Source organism: Methylotenera mobilis 13, from assembly GCF_000384255.1.
Lineage (GTDB): Bacteria > Pseudomonadota > Gammaproteobacteria > Burkholderiales > Methylophilaceae > Methylotenera > Methylotenera mobilis_B.
Map to the genome: position 1 here is coordinate 2,509,525 of NZ_KB913035.1, position 17,622 is coordinate 2,527,146.

Here is a 17,622-nt window from a genome sequence, read left to right on the forward strand (position 1 = left end):
TTCAAAAAGATTCATTATAAAATTTATTGAAAAACCACAGAAAAAAACCGTAAATAAAGTTAGACTATCCGTATGAATCAATTATTAAAAAAATCTTTACTACCCATTGTAATTATCGCACTGCTCGCGCTACTTGGTTTACAGCTTACCAAAAAGCCACAGGCGCCTGACGTAACATTTAGCACCCTTGATGGCAGACAAATTTCCATGGCATCTTTAAAAGATAAAGTGGTGATTGTTAATTTTTGGGCCACAGACTGCCCTGGCTGCATCAAAGAGATGCCCGACCTGATTAAAACCTACCATACCTACCAACCCAAGGGGCTTGAAATCATCGCTGTTGCTATGCCTCATGACGAAATTTCACAAATTAAGAATTACAGCAAAGCACAAAACTTACCTTTTCCAGTGATGTATGACCAACAGGCGGAAATGACAGAGCTGTTTGGCAAAGTGAGATTAACACCCACTGCATTTATTTATAATAAAGAAGGTGACTTATTGCAAAGAACAATAGGTGAATTAGATTTTTCTGCATTGCAACAATTATTAAATAAAGAACTGGGTGTATAAATGCTTTGGATTAAAGCGCTTCATATTATTTTCATCACTAGCTGGTTTGCTGGTTTATTCTACCTACCAAGACTGTTTGTTAATCATGCAATGGTGTTAGACGCACAAACACCAAACCAAGCAACCTCTGACCAGCTAAAACTAATGGAAAGAAAGCTTTACCGTTTTATGCTACCACTTGCCTTACTCGCACTCGGATTTGGCCTCTGGCTATGGTTGGGATACGGCATCTCTGGTGCGTGGATGCATGCAAAACTAACACTCGTGGCGATACTTGTTTGTTATCATTTTTACTGTGGGAAACTCGTCAAAGATTTCAACCAAGATAAAAACCAACACGGTCACATCTGGTACCGTTGGTTTAATGAATTACCTGTCATCCTGCTTACAGCAGTCGTAATACTGGTTGTTGTAAAACCTTTTTAACAGAAAGCCATCAGCATGAATTATGATGATTCGGATTTATTGAGCTCGTCTTGGCTAATCTACATGCTAGCAAAATCAAGCGACACACCTGAGGGTCGCTTATTAAGTTTGTTTGATATTCTTAACGACTGGCTAAAAGCACCGAACATGCTTAAACACTGCCATTTAAGCAATGCCAACCACTCATTGTTATTAGATTACTGCATCACACAAGCCCAAACTTTAGGTGCAGAAAACCCTGAGATTCTTGCCGAACATATCGTATTGATCGCTCGTAATGCCGCGCAGCAAAATATTACTCACCCATCCAGCAACAGCCTAACTCACGCAAAAAAAGCAGCTAGTGCACTTATTCTTGCTCAAACCCAACCTGTCATCACAAAGTCAATCAAACCCGCATTATCTAAGCCTGTTACTTACAGCATTGCAGCTACATTAGCATTGGCTGTCTGCGCATCATTAATATGGGCACCTTTCTTAAAAGACCAGCAATCGACAGAACATGTGAATGCTGAGTTAAATAAGGACAATACCTCAATAGTTGCGAAAAAAGATGATCAGCCTTTAACCGCCCACGACGCAACGCAAATGTATGCGAAGTATGAGCTGATGCGTCAAGGCACATGCCAGTTCCCTGAGGCATTATTAATGCCAGACAAACACAAGGCTATCTATTTAGAAAATGTAGTAGGTGGAAAACTACCTTCAAACCTAGAGGATTTAGCCATCGCGAATGACTATTTAGAAAAAGTGAAATGCAACTTCACCCCTATGCTAATGGCAGCATCGAAATAACCTCTACTTAATGCTCAAAAATAATAGTTGCAATCATCCTATACAGATTAGTATAATCGTAGTATGACTGGCTTACGTGAAAAAATACTCACTACTGCGAGCAATTTATTTCAAACGCAGGGCATTAACTCAACTGGAGTTGATACGATTGTGGCTGTCGCCGGAACGACTAAAATGACCTTGTACAAATACTTCGGCAGTAAAGAAGTATTGATTCTTGAAGTACTAAAACAAGGCCACCAAGATTTTCAAAACTGGCTTAACGACAAATTAAGTACCAACACCAAGCAACCGACCGAAAAACTTCAAAAACTGTTTGATTACATTGAAGAGTGGGTAACATCACCAGATTTTCATGGCGTTGGGTTCATTAAGGCTTCGGCAGAGTTTCCTAAAGAGGACAACCCTGTTCATCAACTCTCTTCGCAGCAATCACAACAGTTCAAGCAATATATTCATCATTTAGCGACAGAAGCTAATATTAAAGATGCTGAGGGTTTAGCTCTGCAACTTTCCCTTCTATTTGAAGGTGCAGTCCAAGCCGAACAAATGAAACGTGGCTCTGGCGCAATTAAATATGCAAAAACGGCTGCAAAATTTTTAATTGACGGTGCTCTCAAGCATTAGAGCCACTCCCTGATAGCAGGTAATAGGATCTTAACGGTTTATATTCTAGTTTATCTCCAGCCTGCCCAATCTATCACTTGCTTATCTTAGTAAATACCTAAGATAATGTTTCTTTTTTCAGTTCATCATTGATTTCATGCATACACTCATTTGTGGCTCACTTGCCTTTGACACCATTATGGTGTTTCAAGATAAATTCAAAAACCATATCTTGCCTGACAAGATTCACGCTTTAAGTGTGGCATTTTATGTCCCTGAAATGCGCCGTGAGTTTGGCGGCACCGCTGGTAATATCGCCTACAATTTGCAATTACTGGAAGGTAATCCGCTAATTATGGCAACAGCAGGTGAGGATTTTGGTACGTACACCCAATGGTTAAACAAAAACAAAATCAATACTACTCACATCAAAACTATTCCTAACAGCTTCACTGCTCAAGCATTTATTACCACCGATACGGATGACAATCAGATCACCGCATTCCACCCAGGCGCGATGACAGAGTCACACCAGAATAGCGTGAATGATGCGGCTGATGTAAGCCTAGCAGTCATTGCTCCGGATGGGCGAGATGGTATGTTTCAACATGCACGTGAATGTTTCGATGCAAAGATTCCTTTCCTGTTCGACCCGGGGCAAGGTTTACCTATGTTTAATGGTGAAGAGCTACTGCACTTTATTGAAATGGCTGATTATCTTGCCGTGAATGATTATGAATCACAAATTATTCAAGATAAAACGGGTTTGTCACTCGACGAATTAGCGCAGAAAGTAAAAGCACTCATCGTGACACTAGGCGGCAAAGGCTCTCAAATTTATGCTGACGGTCAACGCTTTGACATCCCTTGCGTTGAAGCTAGTGAGATTGTTGACCCAACAGGTTGTGGTGACGCATATCGTGCAGGTTTACTGTATGGTATTTCTAAAGGCTGGGATTGGCCAACATGTGGCAGACTTGCCTCTACCATGGGCGCAATTAAAATCGCTAGCCGAGGTGGACAAAACCATACGCCAACACGTGCAGATATTGAAGCAATTTATACGCAGGCACTTGTGAATCAAACAGCATTAACAGAAGGCATCACTGCTTAATTTAATTGATTACCGTCAACTTAAACAAAGGAAAAGAAAATGCATATTAGTCGACTGATCGTCATCACATTACTCAGCGTTTTTTTAGCAGCATGTGCAAGCTCTAATTCAGGTTCTGTATATAGCAGAGAAGATGCTAGAAAAACACAAACTGTAAGAACAGGTACCGTAGAAAGCGTACGTCAGGTAAAACTTGAAGGGACAAAATCACCAATAGGTACGGTTGCAGGTGGCGCAATTGGCGGCATTGCCGGCAGTTCAATTGGTAGCGGCAAAGGTAGCACGATTGCTGCTGTCATTGGCGCTGTTGTTGGTGGTATTGCAGGCTCTGCGGCAGAAGAGGTCGCAACCAGAAAAGATGCACTAGAAATCACTGTCAAACTTGATGGTGGTGGCCTACTTGCTATTGTGCAAGAAGCTGACGAGGCATTTTCCGCTGGTGAAAGAGTGCGTCTAATTGAAAGTGGTGGTACAACTCGAGTATCCCATTAAACCGCTCCCACAGAAGCAAACATAAGCCATACTGTCTTAATAGTTGAAGCAGCTTGGCTTATGCTATCACACACTCTAAGTAATCTAGCAACATAGCAGACTTAAGCCAAACATCTCCTGCCCTAAGCTTTACCAGACATGACATAACAACATTGGGCATATCAATACGCTGTCAACAAAGCGTCATCTACGCGTCATCTACGCGTCATTAATTCTTCATATTTACACTTTAAAGTGCTGTTCAATCTTAATAGATAAATTTCATGGAGAGCACCTTGATAATACGCAAAGATTTGAGCTTTATTGACAGTGTTAACACACGGAACCAAGAGCCAGCTTCACAACGCAGACTTTATGTAAACTTAGCACACACACAGGCTGAAATTGAAGAAGCACAGCGTTTACGTTATAAAGTGTTTGCCGAAGAAATGGGCGCACAGCTTTCGGGTACTGGCGGATTAGATATTGATGGCTTTGACCAATTTTGCGATCATTTAATCGTCAGAGATAGTGGTACTAATCAGGTGATTGGTACATACAGAATTTTAAGCCCATCAAAAGCAAATGAAGCAGGCGGCTACTACTCTGCTGGAGAGTTTGATTTAAGTCGACTATCCCACCTATTTGACCGTACAGTTGAAGTAGGTAGAGCATGCGTGCATCAGAACTATCGCAATGGTGGCACGATCACCATGTTATGGGCTGGCCTTGCAAAATACATGCAAATTCACAATTATGAATATATGATAGGTTGCGGCAGCGTAAGTATGTCTGATGGCGGCCACAGTGCAGCGAGCCTTTACAACAAACTACGTGATGAATATCTATCACCTTTAGAATACCGTGTATTTGCGCGCAACCCATTACCAATACAAGCGCTACACAATAACCTACAAGTTGCATGTCCACCGCTAATTAAAGGTTATTTACGCTTAGGTGCGTACATTTGTGGCGAACCAGCATGGGACCCCTACTTTAATACAGCGGATATGCTCGTGATGTTGCCATTATCAAGAATCAATCCAAGGTATGCGGCACATTTTTTAAAATAAGTTGCATCGCTAATAGAGCGTAGATTTGTGAAGGCAATCAACTAGCGTAAGGTGTATAACGTATTATTCATCAATGTAACTACTCAACTGATGTAGAATAAAAGTCGACTTATTGACTAGCCTATTACTTTGCAAAGCATAAAACTCAACACCAATCCAACCAACAGGATCACTCGTTACTTTAGGGTAACGCGCGTTCTGTTACACACATTGATTGGTCTACTGATTGCCTCAATTTTGTTTCCATTCGCTGGCAATACAATAAAAGCGAAACTGATTCAATGGTGGTGTAGCAGACTACTTGCGGCATTCAATATCAAAGTAAACGTTATCGGAAGCCCACCACCGAATAGTGTACTACCCTCTTCCAACTCAATGCTGGTAGCTAACCATATTTCATGGTCTGATATTCATGCACTCAACAGCGTGACTCCATTACGCTTTATTGCGAAATCTGAGATTAAAGGCTGGCCTATTTTTGGTTACCTAGTCACTAAAGCGAACACACTTTTTATTGACCGTAGCAAACGACAAGATGCTAAACGCACTATCGAGACGGCTTACGCCAGCCTACAAAGTGGTGATAATTTATGTTTTTTTCCTGAAGGCACTACAACTGATGGCTCAGAAGTTAAGCCTTTTAAGAGCAGCCTAATACAGGCCGCGATTCTGGCAAAATCTCATATTTGGCCAGTGGCAATTCACTACCCTAATCCAGATGGAAGCATCAATACCAAAATAGCTTACGCTGGGGAAACTACTTTGGTCGAATCGATGCGTAATATGCTGTTGCAACAAAACCCAGTGATCGTACTGAATTTTCTAGCTCCAATTTCACCACCAGATTATGAGGCAATGGACAGGCGGTCACTCACACAGCATATTGAAAGCTTGATTCGCAAGCAACTTATGCTATGACTTTTTAATTTGAATTGGTCGATCTAAAGGGTGAGCGTCGACCTGCACAATCGCTTTTGTATCTAAATTCATCGCTGTTAATTGGCCACCCCATAGACACCCAGTATCTAAGGCAAATACATTTTTTCGCTGTTGCAAACCTAGCGCAGACCAATGACCAAAAATCACCTGCATATCACGACTTGCTCTATTACGCACATCAAACCAAGGTAGATATCCATGAGGAATATCCTGCAACTCCCCCTTAAACTTAAACTCCATTTCACCTTCTACCGTACATATGCGTAATCTAGTGGCCGCATTGGTAATCACGCGTAGACGATCAACACCCGACAAATCTGAATCCCAATGATTAGGTAAGTTGCCATACATGTGTGTTAGAAAATGCAAATAGTCTTTGCCACGCAATGCTGACTCCACCTCTGCGGCATAGCTGAGCGACTGCTCAACAGTCCATTGTGGTAACAAACCTGCATGCACCATTAAATAATCAGCCTCTTGGTAGATTAAAGGCTGGTTGCGTAACCAAGCCAACAAAACATGGCAGTCTTCGGCGGCGAGTAAGGTATCAAGCGTGTCACCTCTATGTGCAGAAACGATTCCTTCAGCCACTACTAATGCATGTAAATCATGATTACCTAAAACAATACGTAAACTATCTTGATGTGCGTAGCACCAGCGCAACACTTCCAATGTACCACTGCCACGATTAATTAAATCTCCCACTAACCAAAGCTTATCTTTATCTTGGTTAAACTCAATACGTGCCAATAGTGCCTGAAAAGCATGATAGCAACCCTGAATATCTCCTATTGCATAAGTAGCCAAAACTCAACACCGCCTTAATGATTAAAATAGCTCGTTAATAAAAAAGCCACTTATACAATAAGTGGCTTTTAATGCACTACTTTAAACTAAATATCTAATTAAAACCCAGCACCCGCTGCATTTGCCATATGTTTTACGGCCGCAGCAACTTCTGCATCTGATAATGCAGGGTTTCCTCCTTTTGCAGGCATTGTACGTATACCTTTAACAGCATGACTAACCAAAGTATCGTAACCTTGAGCAATGCGTGGCGCCCATTGTGCTTTATCGCCAAATTTTGGTGCATTCATTAATCCAGCAGCGTGACACATTAAGCAAACTGATTTATAAACTTCTTCGCCACTTTTGCCAGCTACTGCTGGTGCAGATGCGGCAGCTGCTGCAACAAGGTCAGTTGCCTTCCCTGGTTCAGCAGTTTTAGCTGGCTCAGCCACTACAGGCGCAACTTCGGCTGCTTTGGCTGGAGCTGCTTTTGGTGCAGGTGCTGTAAATTTAGCGCCAGAAGCATTTGCCATTTCAGCAACTGCACTAGCCACTTCTTCATCTGTTAACGCAGGATTGCCACCGCGCGCAGGCATTGTACGAATACCTTCTATCGCATGCTTAACCAAAGTTTCATAACCTTGTGCAATGCGCGGCGCCCACTGAGCGCTGTCACCAATTTTTGGCGCATTCATTAAACCAGCAGCGTGACACATTGAACATACAGCCTTAACTACCTCTGCACCAGACTTACCAACTGGCTCACCAGAAACCTCTTCAGCAACTTCAACAACCGCAACAGGCTTAATGTTCTCTTCAAGCTTTGCAACGACAGCAACAGGCTCATCAACCTCAACTGGATCTGTCACGCCAAAAATCTTGGCGACAATCACCACAAATGCAACAATACCAACGATACCAGCAAAAACTGCGAGCAAAATTTGCCCTAGAGAGTAGCCGTTAGCTTGATTATCTACATTGCTCATTACGTTTATTCCCGAAAATTATCGATAAAAATCTTATTATACCTACACTTTAGCTTAAGGTAAAAAACACATCTGCAAAAAATATCAAGACTTCATGCAATCTCAGTAGCATAAGCCCGCAAACAACACGTCAGTTTGCTATAATGCCACGTCACTTAAGCGCCCGTAGCTCATTTGGATAGAGTATCGGTTTCCGAAGCCGAGGGTAGTGGGTTCGAATCCCGCCGGGCGCACCAAACAGATATAGAAGTGGGCACTTGTTTCAGGTGACCCACTTTTTTATCGTCTATTGTTACCGCATGCGCTAACGCACCATAGCTGCCTCTTATTGTGGCGGTGTTATCTTTCACTACAATTTCATCCACTAATAGATTCAAGTAGCTTTTTGCGATGGCAGAGTCTTTGGCAAGCAGTTTAGCTTTTAAGGTCTTAGCAAACGCGTCTACTTGGCTGGCTTTGAGCTGGTCTACAGGGAGGGAATGTTCACGTCGAACCCCTGCTTGCTCTATCAATAGTGCTTCTCGCGCAGACTTGAGCTGCTGTGCACGTCGTTGTACTGTCTCATCAAGATCAACGATGCCTGTTTCGATGGCATCTAATAGCCGATGTTGGCGTTCCTCAACTACTTTTAATTGGCGATTCAGTTCATTGACGCGTTGTTGCTGTGTGTCTTTGCTGCTTTTAATACGCTTACGGAGTGCAGTCATCATGCTATGCACGCGTTCAGGCGTAAAAACCTTTTCAGCGAGTTTATTGAGCACTTGTTGATCAGTGGCTTCCATTGGGTGGTTACTGCTAGAACAAGCGTGATTGCCTTTGTTTTGTCGTGTGGTGCATTTGTAGTATTTATAGCGCCCACTTTTGCCAGTGACTAATGTCATGCTGCCACCACATACGCCACACTTGAGTAGTCCAGTTAATAATGTGGGTGATGTAGTAATGCGCGGTGGCGTTTTCGCGGGCGCACGCAGCAGGCGCCGCGTGCGTGCCTGCTCAAACTTCTCCGCGTCGATAATCACGGGTATATTAGTTTTGACCCACTCGGTTGGTGGTCGCTTTTGTTTGGTCTTGGAGTCAATGACGTTGAAATAGTAATCACCCATGTAAAGTGGATCAGACAGTATTTTATGGACTTTCTGAATCCTCCATGATTTACCACGCATGAGTAAGCCTTTATCCGTAAGATGCTTTGCAATCTCTTTGCATCCCATCTGTTTGCCTTGATAGCCATTTAAATAGAGATCGTAGATGATGCGCACGATCCCTGCTTCTGCTTCGTTGATCTCTAGCTTTTTCTTTTTGCGTCCATGACTGCCGTCGGTTTCTGTGGAGGCAGCAATATAACCAAACGGTGGTTTTGAGCCATTGAAGAAGCCCTGACGTGCGTTTTCTTTCATGGCGCGTGAGGTGTGCTTGCTGTTTTCTTTTGAGTTGTATTCATCGAAGGTGTTAATGATGCGTCGCATCATTTCACCCGCTGAGTCGTCACTGGTCTGCTGTGTGATAGAAAATACTTTGACTTTGTTTTTGCCGAGCTTGCGTTCATACACACCGAATTGGATGGCGTCTCTAAAGAAGCGTGAGAAGCTGTGAATGATGATCGCTTCAAAGGTTTGTGGTTTTTGTAATGCGTCATTGATGAGCTGCTGGAATATAGGACGCTTGTCATCGGTGGCAGATGCGCCAGGCTCGATGTACTCATGCACGACCAAATGCCCGTTAGCTTTACACCATTCATTGAGCTGTCGTAACTGATCAGGAATTGATAGATCGTTGTCAGCTTGTCTAACGGTAGAAACGCGAGCATAGAGTGCGACGTGCATGAGGTGTTCTCCTATTACCTTTTAATCATCGTCTTGATGTTCCTGCATCATTGCAAGAATAAGATCAGGCATGATTGATTCAATTAAAGCGAGTTCTTCTTCAAGAATACTAAGTGCGAGATGCTGAGTGTTGAAACGAATTTCTAGGTTTGAACTTTCTTCCACTCATGATGGCACCCCCTTTCGCGCATAGTCTATTCCTGCCCATTCCTGTTTTCTACTAGATGATTTCCTTCATCCAGTAATTTTGCTAATTCTGACTCCAAGCCCTCTTTACCTAGCTCGTCCAACACAAGGCTTCTATAGGCTTTGAACTGATGCTCAGTCATACCTACCTGTGCATAGGTTAATATTTTGCTCTTACGTGCATTAAGCAACGTTATTATCATCTGCAAGAGGTGTGCGCTTACCATTCGCCCAATCTCATTTCTTTGGCTCTGCGATTTACATCTTGCTGCCAAGTCAAAGGATCATGTAATTCTGTGACCCTATTCTGTAAATGTTGAAAGGCTTCATCCATGTAGGATTTTTCATTGCCTGTGTATAAGGCATCAATGGCAGCCACTCTTTTAACGTAGCCATACACACTGATGGCAATCCTAGTGAGTCGTTCTTCAAGTAGCGCCAGCTCATCCAGCTCTTTAATGACGCCTAGCCCATCCATTTGATTCACTCGTTCTATCAAGTCCAGCCAAAGTGGATGGATAGCCCAGCGTGATCGGTTGCTATCGTTTGATTTAACTCTGAGTGTTGTATGATCTTTCACTAAGACTCTGAGCAAGTCGCCTTGACGCTCTGCCAAGCTCGCAAATGAGCTAATCCCTAATTGGCGCAGATAGTCTTTTCTGACTTGCCACTCAATCCGCCAAACATCATGATCAATCCCCCACAGATCAAACAACCATGTTTTATGGCTTATCTCGTTGATCTCGTCGGTTTTATTGTAGAGTCGCAGCACGACTTTATCTGTGCCGAATTTAAGCGTTTGGATTTTGCCGTTTTTACGGTGTTGATTGTCTTTCGTTGCCTGTGAGATAAAACTATCTTCATCAAAGTCCAGCTCAGGCAGAAAGTAATCAAAGGCATAGTCTGCCCTTGATAGCCTCTCAGGTTGAGATGGCATCATCCCAACAGATGAAGCCCATGCTAAGAAACGCTCATGCAGTTTTAATGCGCCATGATGCCATAGTGCAATGCTGCGAAATTTCACATAAAAATTGGGTTTATTAAACTCACCAAATTGAATAATGAATGCTTCGTTTTCGATCACAAACGGGTAACCGCTTGTCGTGCCATGTGATGCGAGCAAAAATTCTTCTGAGCCTAGCTTGATGGCTTGTTGTTTGCTATTTTTAGCGCGTGTGAGGTTTTCTTTCTGAACTGCAAGCGAAACAAAATCCAACTGGAATTGATCAGTCGGGATTAAGTAGTAGGCACACTCGATGGTGTCAAAGCCTGAGATCAGAAAGTTAAAATTAGAAGAAATGATCATTTTCCATCTCTTCTTTTAATGATACTAATGATTCTTCATAATCAAATATTCCAAAATGGTCATACCATTTACCCTTTAACCAAATATACTCGGGTAAAAAGAAAAACTCTTCCTCTGCAATTTTAAATGCATCCTCAATTGTTTTTGGAGTTTGACCTGAATAGCGAAAATAAACAAAATTAATTTCTAGATCTTCAAGAAAATACCTTTCATCTTCATTTAAATCTTCTTGACGCTTGTATTGTCTTTGCGACAAGAAATCCAAGTAGATAAGGGAACCTATTTGATGATCATGAATAAAGTGACTGTCTTTAGAAGGAGGATTCTGTGTAGCATCCTTTACATCCATAGCTATAGCGAAGCCCCTCCTATACGACTCTTCAGAAACGGCGGTTATTGCTGCTGACTTTTGAAGGTGCTCCCAATTATTAAAGTCAAGCTTTCTAGCCTCGAGATTTAAAGCCTCATGGTATGGTATGTTTTGGGATTTTTTTTGTGCACGCGCTTCATTACGAAGTTTTTTGACTGTACTTGCACGAATTACATGAATTGTTTGTGACATTTCAATTTCCTAGTAATAACAGCAAATCCCTACCGCTCACCTCATAGTAATGCTGTAACTAAGAAAAAGATTTTCTTGATATTAATAGTATCTCTGGGACTTCGCCTTAAGGTGAGCGACTGGCGTCTATCAAGCCAAGTCATAAATTACATTAATTTTAACTATTATGTCAAGAGGTAACTTTGTGATTTAATATGTTGTATTTATAGCCCCCCGTGTTACATAAACGGGAAATAACTTTGAGGATAGAAAATGGTAGCGACACCCGCAGCTTTAGCATTGAGTCTTTTAAGAAAGCCTTTAGAAGACTTATACAATCTTGGAAAAGAAAAATTTGAGACTGAGCTAAACGAATGGAAAAATGACGCTAAAGCCAAACAGTTAGTAAGGAAAGTTCTTGTTTACGATAAAGTGAGGACGATCTGGCAGAAAACAAAAGATGTTCGTATATCTCAAATGTACTATGCCCCACGAATTATTTTTTCAGATGAAGTTACTAGAAGTGTAGACAGCCTAGCAAAAATACCCACAGCACAAAACTATGTTATTGAAGGTACTGTTGGGCAGGGTAAATCTGTATTTCTTAGATATCTATGCTTGCAAGAACTTAAAGAAAATAGCACTGGAAGAATTCCTATTTTTATTGAATTAAGGACTATTGAAAAACACTTATCTTTAGAAAATGCAATAAAAGCGGGATTAGATAATTTGGGATTTGTAATAAATGATGCTTTGTATGAGTTTTATTTAAAGTCGGGAAAAATAGTTTTACTTCTTGACGGATTCGATGAACTTCCATCTAAGCACATACTTTCTGTAATGGAGGAACTAGAATGCCTTTCTGTGAAATATTCAAGCCTTCAAGTAATTGTAACAAGTCGACCAGATAGGGATATTCAAGGGGGTGTAAATAATTTTGTGTAAACGTCATTTTGCAGGAAACTGCTATTTTCAGGAATGGAATAAAAATGACGATACCAAAAGTATTACCCAATGATCTAATTGATAGCTTATTAGCTAACTATAAAAAACCAGAAGACCTGATTGGTGAGAATGGTCTTCTCAAGCAACTCACCAAAGCACTGGTTGAACGTGCGCTGCAAGCTGAGATGGCTGAACACCTTGGCCATGACAAACACGAAGCAGTAATGAATGGCACTGGCAATGCCCGTAACGGTAAAAGCCGTAAGACGCTCAAGGGTGAATTCGGTGAATTGCCTATTGAGATTCCCCGTGATCGTGATGCCAGTTTTGAACCGCAACTGATTCCTAAACATCAAACACGCTGGACAGGCTTTGATGACAAGATCATCTCCCTGTACTCGCGTGGCATGACGGTGCGTGAGATTCAAGGCCACTTGGCTGAAATGTATGGCACTGAAGTGTCACCTACGCTCATTTCATCGGTCACTGATGCTGTGGTTGAAGATGTGAAGCAATGGCAGTCTCGCCCATTGGATGCTATTTACCCAGTGGTGTATCTGGATTGCATCCATGCCAAAGTACGAGATACCGGTGCGGTCAGGTCTAAGGCAGTCTATCTTGCCATCGGCATCAACATTCAGGGAGAGAAAGAAGTATTGGGGTTGTGGATCGCCCAGACCGAAGGTGCCAAGTTCTGGCTAAGTGTTGTGACTGAACTCAAGAATCGAGGGGTACAGGACATTTTCATTGCCTGTGTGGATGGTCTAAAGGGCTTTCCTGAGGCGATCGAAACTGTCTATCCCAAGGCAACGGTTCAATTGTGTATTGTGCATATGGTGCGTAACAGCTTGAATTACGTGGGCTGGCAGAAGCGTAAGCTTGTGGCTGCTGATTTAAAGCGCGTTTATACCGCGTCAACGATTGATGAAGCAGAACAATATCTGTCTGAGTTTGAAGTAAGATGGGATGATGCCTACCCACCGATTGCACAATCCTGGCGCAGCAACTGGGCGCGTATCATACCGTTCTTTGATTACCCACCAGAAATACGCAAAATCATCTACACCACCAATGCGATTGAATCGGTGAATATGAGTTTACGTAAAGTGACGAAGAGCCGTGGTTCATTTCCAAATGATGAAGCTGTGATGAAATTGTTCTACTTGGCGCTGCAAAACATCAGCAAGAAATGGACGATGCCACTACGTGATTGGAAACCTGCTTTAAATAGGTTTACTATTCAATTTGAAGAGAGGATGCCTCAGCAGTAATCAACCGACGTTTACACAAAATTCGGGACACCCTCATATTCAAAAATCCGTTCGTTTTTCTGTTATTAAAATCTCGCCTCTAAACAGCAATGATTTTGAACCGTTTTTAACAAAAATTAAAGTACCCCCAACTTTAAGAAATCAATTACTTAAAGCGCTGTCTTCTGAAGCATCTAAAATATCAGCACTTTTAACCACACCTCTAATGCTTACATTAGCTGCTTTTGTTTATAGGGCTGAAAGGGATATACCAGCAGAATTGCCACAGTTCTTTGAGATACTATTTCAAACAGTATTCACCGCTCACGATAAATCAAAAATTGCATTTACACGAGAATGTAAAAGTGGATTAGATGACGCCAGTTTACAGCGATTTTTTGAAGCATTTTGCTTTATGTCTATGCAAGCAGGTCATCTGCGCAGTTTAAAAAGTGCGTCTTTTGAGACCGCCTACCAAAAAACATCACAATTCACAAAGCACAATTGCAAAATGAGTGATTTCAAACATGATATTGTTCAGGTTGCATGTTTAATGCAAGTGGAAGGATACGATACAACATTTATTCATCAGAGCGTGCAAGAGTATTATGCCGCCTCATTTATAAAACATTGTATTGATGAAGCCGCGCAGAGGTTTTACGACTCTGTAAGAAAACGTAAAGAATATAAATGGATACAAGTGCTACAGTTTTTGAAATTAATTGATGAGTACCGTTGGGCAAAATATTATCGATTACCTATAATTAAATCAGCAAAAGAATATCTTAGCCAGTGCACCTCATGGGAAAAAACAAAGACTTTAATAATAAAAAGCGAGCTAAAGATTGATTTTGATGAAAACAAAAGAGTGGTAAATTGCAGAGCATTTTATTCAGAAGATAACAGTAATGATGAATTATCTATAATGAGTCATAAAATTCTCTTTAAAGTGTTAGAGTGCCTCCATGAAAACTATGACTTTATTTACAAATTATCTAAGACAAAAAATATCAACTCCTTGCATTTTGACAGTGGATCAACGGTACTATCTTGTATTGATATACTCTCTGAGGAAAAGCATTTAGCTATTTTTAGCGAGATAAAATCAACAGTGAATAACCTCTCCGAAGAAATCTTACAACTTGAAAAAATAGTAAATCTAGAGGAAAGTAAAATTAATATATTTTAAGAAAGATGCTCACTCTTAAAAAGTTAGATTGTAGTTCTATCGTTAGGGAAATTAATAAATCAAATTATAAATATTAACTCCTGCCAGTGCCCATCTTCATTACCTTGGGCGCGCCATATAAAAAAGTCTTACAGTTTAACGACTGTAAGACTTTTTTCTTATGTATCTCGCATCGGTAAATTTTAGATTTTCTTGCACCTCAATACTGACTAAATTTCGTGCTCTACACGGAAGACCTAAATCATTTTAAGCAGTGGATTTGAAATACATCGATGGATTACACGGTATTAGCGTTGTGAGGGATAATAGTGTCCTCATCATTTTTTGCAGCATTTTCGGAATAATCCCATGGAAATTAAAGTCAACTTTCTTGATAAGCTACGTCTTGAAGCTAAATTCGACGATTTCACGGTGATTGCCGATCAGCCTATCCGCTATAAAGGCGATGGCTCAGCGCCAGGCCCTTACGATTACTTTCTAGCATCATCAGCCTTATGTGCAGCTTACTTTGTGAAGCTGTACTGCGACACACGTAACATTCCCACCGAAAATATCCGCCTTTCGCATAACAATATTGTTGATCCGGAAAATCGTTACCAGCAAACTTTCAAGATTCAAATCGAGTTGCCGCCAGATATCTCCGACAAGGACCGCCAAGGGATTTTGCGTTCCATCGACCGTTGTACGGTTAAAAAGGTGGTGCAAACTGGGCCTGAGTTCTTGATTGAAGAAGTCGCGAATTTAGACGCTCATGCACAGGCGCTACTGGCGATGAGTCCAGCTAACGACACACTTACCTATATTGCTGGTAAAGACTTACCTTTAGAACAAACCATTAATAATATGTCTGCCTTGCTAGCGGGTTTAGGTATCAAGATTGAAATCGCCTCATGGCGCAATATCATCCCAAATGTGTGGTCACTACATATCCGCGACGCGCATTCGCCGATGTGTTTTACCAATGGCAAGGGCGCCACTAAGGAAAGTGCTTTGGCGTCAGCCTTAGGCGAGTATATCGAGCGCCTGAGTAACAACCATTTCTATGCCGGGTCGTACTGGGGGGAAGATATTGCTAATGAAGCGTTTGTACATTATCCGAACGAGCGCTGGTTCAAGCCCGGCCGCAAAGATGCGTTACCGAAAGAAATTCTCGATGAATACACGCTAGATATCTACAACCCTGATGCCGAGTTACGTGGCTCGCACCTTATTGACACCAACTCCGGCAATATTGAGCGCGGTATCTGCTCGTTGCCGTTTGTTCGCCAGTCAGATGGAGAGATCGTTTATTTCCCGTCAAACCTGATTGAAAATCTCTACGTCAGCAACGGCATGAGTGCCGGCAACACGTTAGCAGAAGCACAAGTGCAATGCTTATCGGAGATTTTCGAACGTGCTGTCAAACGCGAAATTCTAGAAGGTGAAATCACCCTGCCTGATGTACCGCAAGCTGTGCTGGCGAAATACCCGAGAATTCTGGCCGGCATTCAAGGTCTGGAAGAGCAAGGCTTTCCTGTACTGGTTAAAGATGCGTCACTGGGTGGGGTCTATCCAGTGATGTGCGTCACCTTGATGAACCCGCGCACTGGCGGTGTGTTTGCCTCGTTTGGCGCACACCCAAGCTTAGAGGTGGCACTGGAACGGAGCTTGACTGAATTGCTGCAAGGGCGCAGCTTTGAAGGCTTAAACGATTTACCGCAGCCAACCTTCGCAAGTGAGGCAGTGACTGAACCAAATAACTTTGTTGAACATTTTATTGACTCTAGCGGCATTGTGTCGTGGCGCTTTTTCAGTGCTAAAGCGGATTACGATTTTGTTGAGTGGGATTTCTCTGGCAAAGGTGAAAACTCCAATATACAAGAAGCTGAGACATTGTTTGGCATTCTCGAAGCCATGGGCAAAGAAGCCTATGTGGCAGTGTATGACCAGCTAGGCGCGACAGCTTGCCGAATATTGGTGCCTGGTTATTCAGAAGTATATCCAGTAGAAGATCTAGTTTGGGATAATACCAATAAGTCACTGCTGTTCCGCTCGGACATTCTGAACCTACATCGACTAGATGATAAGAGTTTGGAAGCACTACTTGAGCGTTTAGAGAATAACGAGCTGGATGATTACGGCGATATCGGCACCTTAATCGGCATTGATTTTGATGAAAATACTGGCTGGGGTCAACTCACAGTGCAGGAGTTGAAACTTCTCATTCATCTTGCATTGAAGCAGTTTGATGAGGCGCATGAGCTAGTGGGAGCCTTCTTGCAGTATAACGACAACACGTTAGAGCGTGGGTTGTTTTACCAAGCTTTAAATGTAGTGCTGGAGGTGGCTCTGGATGATGAACTAGAGTTAGACGACTATGAGGTCAACTTCCGCCGCATGTTTGGTGATGATAGGATGGATGCCGTTATGGGTTCGGTCGACGGCAGCGTTCGCTTCTTTGGCTTAACACCAACCAGTATGAAGTTGGAGGGGCTAGACAGACACCATCGACTAATTGACAGCTACAGGAAGTTGCATAAGGCGCGTGCCAATTGGTTATTAAGCCAGTTAAAATGACGAGTCAAGGCCTTTGTGTTGAGGGCAAATAACGTGAATCTTTATTTGTTTGCC

18 protein-coding genes, 1 tRNA gene and 1 pseudogene are annotated in these 17,622 nt (G+C 42.1%); 13 read left to right on the forward strand and 7 right to left on the reverse strand.

The window, feature by feature from the left end; translation table 11 throughout:
* Positions 1-72: 72 nt before the first annotated feature.
* The 8 genes from A391_RS0111915 to A391_RS14005 all read left to right on the forward strand — a co-directional run bounded on the left by A391_RS0111915 (position 73) and on the right by A391_RS14005 (position 5,976).
* On the forward strand, positions 73-573 hold the full coding sequence (locus A391_RS0111915) for a peroxiredoxin family protein (RefSeq protein ID WP_019899578.1): 501 nt from the start codon (positions 73-75) through the stop codon (positions 571-573).
* The gene (locus A391_RS0111920; RefSeq protein WP_019899580.1) at positions 574-999 is read left to right on the forward strand and encodes a CopD family protein; all 426 of its coding nucleotides are present in this window, start codon (positions 574-576) and stop codon (positions 997-999) included. It abuts the gene before it with no gap.
* A 15-nt stretch (positions 1,000-1,014) separates the two neighbouring features.
* Complete coding sequence (locus A391_RS0111925; RefSeq protein ID WP_019899581.1) at positions 1,015-1,794, forward strand: hypothetical protein; 780 nt, start codon at positions 1,015-1,017, stop codon at positions 1,792-1,794.
* 63 nt (positions 1,795-1,857) lie between these two features.
* Positions 1,858-2,421: a TetR/AcrR family transcriptional regulator gene (locus A391_RS0111930; protein ID WP_019899582.1), complete on the forward strand. Its 564-nt coding sequence runs from the start codon at positions 1,858-1,860 to the stop codon at positions 2,419-2,421.
* Between the two features lie 136 nt (positions 2,422-2,557).
* Entirely contained in the window at positions 2,558-3,514 is a 957-nt protein-coding gene (locus A391_RS0111935; protein WP_019899583.1) for a carbohydrate kinase family protein, read from the forward strand.
* A gap of 39 nt (positions 3,515-3,553) precedes the next feature.
* Entirely contained in the window at positions 3,554-4,006 is a 453-nt protein-coding gene (locus tag A391_RS0111940) for a glycine zipper 2TM domain-containing protein (RefSeq protein ID WP_019899584.1), read from the forward strand.
* Positions 4,007-4,269: 263 nt separating this feature from the next.
* Entirely contained in the window at positions 4,270-5,058 is a 789-nt protein-coding gene (locus A391_RS0111945; RefSeq protein WP_019899585.1) for a GNAT family N-acetyltransferase, read from the forward strand.
* Positions 5,059-5,187: 129 nt separating this feature from the next.
* Positions 5,188-5,976 (forward strand): lysophospholipid acyltransferase family protein, encoded by a 789-nt coding sequence (locus A391_RS14005; RefSeq protein WP_019899586.1) that lies wholly within the window; start codon positions 5,188-5,190, stop codon positions 5,974-5,976.
* Here A391_RS14005 and A391_RS0111955 read toward each other — a convergent pair.
* The gene (locus tag A391_RS0111955; protein WP_019899587.1) at positions 5,971-6,804 is read right to left on the reverse strand and encodes a symmetrical bis(5'-nucleosyl)-tetraphosphatase; all 834 of its coding nucleotides are present in this window, start codon (positions 6,802-6,804) and stop codon (positions 5,971-5,973) included. The two genes, A391_RS14005 and A391_RS0111955, sit on opposite strands and share 6 nt — an antisense overlap.
* A 98-nt stretch (positions 6,805-6,902) precedes the next feature.
* Positions 6,903-7,772 (reverse strand): c-type cytochrome, encoded by an 870-nt coding sequence (locus A391_RS0111960; RefSeq protein WP_019899588.1) that lies wholly within the window; start codon positions 7,770-7,772, stop codon positions 6,903-6,905.
* A gap of 159 nt (positions 7,773-7,931) precedes the next feature.
* On the opposite strand from A391_RS0111960, the gene A391_RS0111965 reads away from it, so the two are divergent.
* A tRNA-Arg gene (locus A391_RS0111965) sits at positions 7,932-8,008 on the forward strand.
* Between the two features lie 522 nt (positions 8,009-8,530).
* On the opposite strand, the pseudogene A391_RS14770 reads toward A391_RS0111965, so the two are convergent.
* The 5 genes and pseudogenes from A391_RS14770 to A391_RS0111990 form a co-directional block, all read right to left on the reverse strand.
* Positions 8,531-9,595: pseudogene (locus A391_RS14770) on the reverse strand (recombinase family protein); the annotation flags it as partial.
* A gap of 21 nt (positions 9,596-9,616) precedes the next feature.
* Complete coding sequence (locus A391_RS14470; protein ID WP_019899590.1) at positions 9,617-9,760, reverse strand: hypothetical protein; 144 nt, start codon at positions 9,758-9,760, stop codon at positions 9,617-9,619.
* A gap of 29 nt (positions 9,761-9,789) precedes the next feature.
* Complete coding sequence (locus A391_RS0111980; protein WP_198291937.1) at positions 9,790-9,984, reverse strand: hypothetical protein; 195 nt, start codon at positions 9,982-9,984, stop codon at positions 9,790-9,792.
* A gap of 17 nt (positions 9,985-10,001) precedes the next feature.
* Positions 10,002-11,087 carry a hypothetical protein gene (locus A391_RS0111985; RefSeq protein ID WP_019899593.1) on the reverse strand — a complete coding sequence of 362 codons (1,086 nt, stop codon included), beginning with the start codon at positions 11,085-11,087 and terminating at the stop codon, positions 10,002-10,004.
* Positions 11,071-11,649 (reverse strand): hypothetical protein, encoded by a 579-nt coding sequence (locus A391_RS0111990; protein ID WP_019899594.1) that lies wholly within the window; start codon positions 11,647-11,649, stop codon positions 11,071-11,073. Before A391_RS0111990 ends, A391_RS0111985 begins: the two co-directional genes overlap by 17 nt.
* Positions 11,650-11,901: 252 nt before the next feature.
* Here A391_RS0111990 and A391_RS0111995 point away from each other — a divergent pair, with 252 nt between their 5' ends.
* From A391_RS0111995 to A391_RS0112010, 4 genes are all read left to right on the forward strand, one after another.
* On the forward strand, positions 11,902-12,573 hold the full coding sequence (locus tag A391_RS0111995) for an NACHT domain-containing protein (protein ID WP_029144166.1): 672 nt from the start codon (positions 11,902-11,904) through the stop codon (positions 12,571-12,573).
* A 44-nt stretch (positions 12,574-12,617) separates the two neighbouring features.
* Positions 12,618-13,844 carry an IS256 family transposase gene (locus A391_RS0112000; RefSeq protein ID WP_019897592.1) on the forward strand — a complete coding sequence of 409 codons (1,227 nt, stop codon included), beginning with the start codon at positions 12,618-12,620 and terminating at the stop codon, positions 13,842-13,844.
* The gene (locus A391_RS0112005; protein WP_157261360.1) at positions 13,819-15,012 is read left to right on the forward strand and encodes a hypothetical protein; all 1,194 of its coding nucleotides are present in this window, start codon (positions 13,819-13,821) and stop codon (positions 15,010-15,012) included. The genes A391_RS0112000 and A391_RS0112005 overlap by 26 nt, the downstream gene beginning before the upstream one ends.
* 348 nt (positions 15,013-15,360) lie before the next feature.
* Positions 15,361-17,568: an OsmC domain/YcaO domain-containing protein gene (locus A391_RS0112010; RefSeq protein WP_019899595.1), complete on the forward strand. Its 2,208-nt coding sequence runs from the start codon at positions 15,361-15,363 to the stop codon at positions 17,566-17,568.
* Positions 17,569-17,622 lie beyond the last annotated feature (54 nt).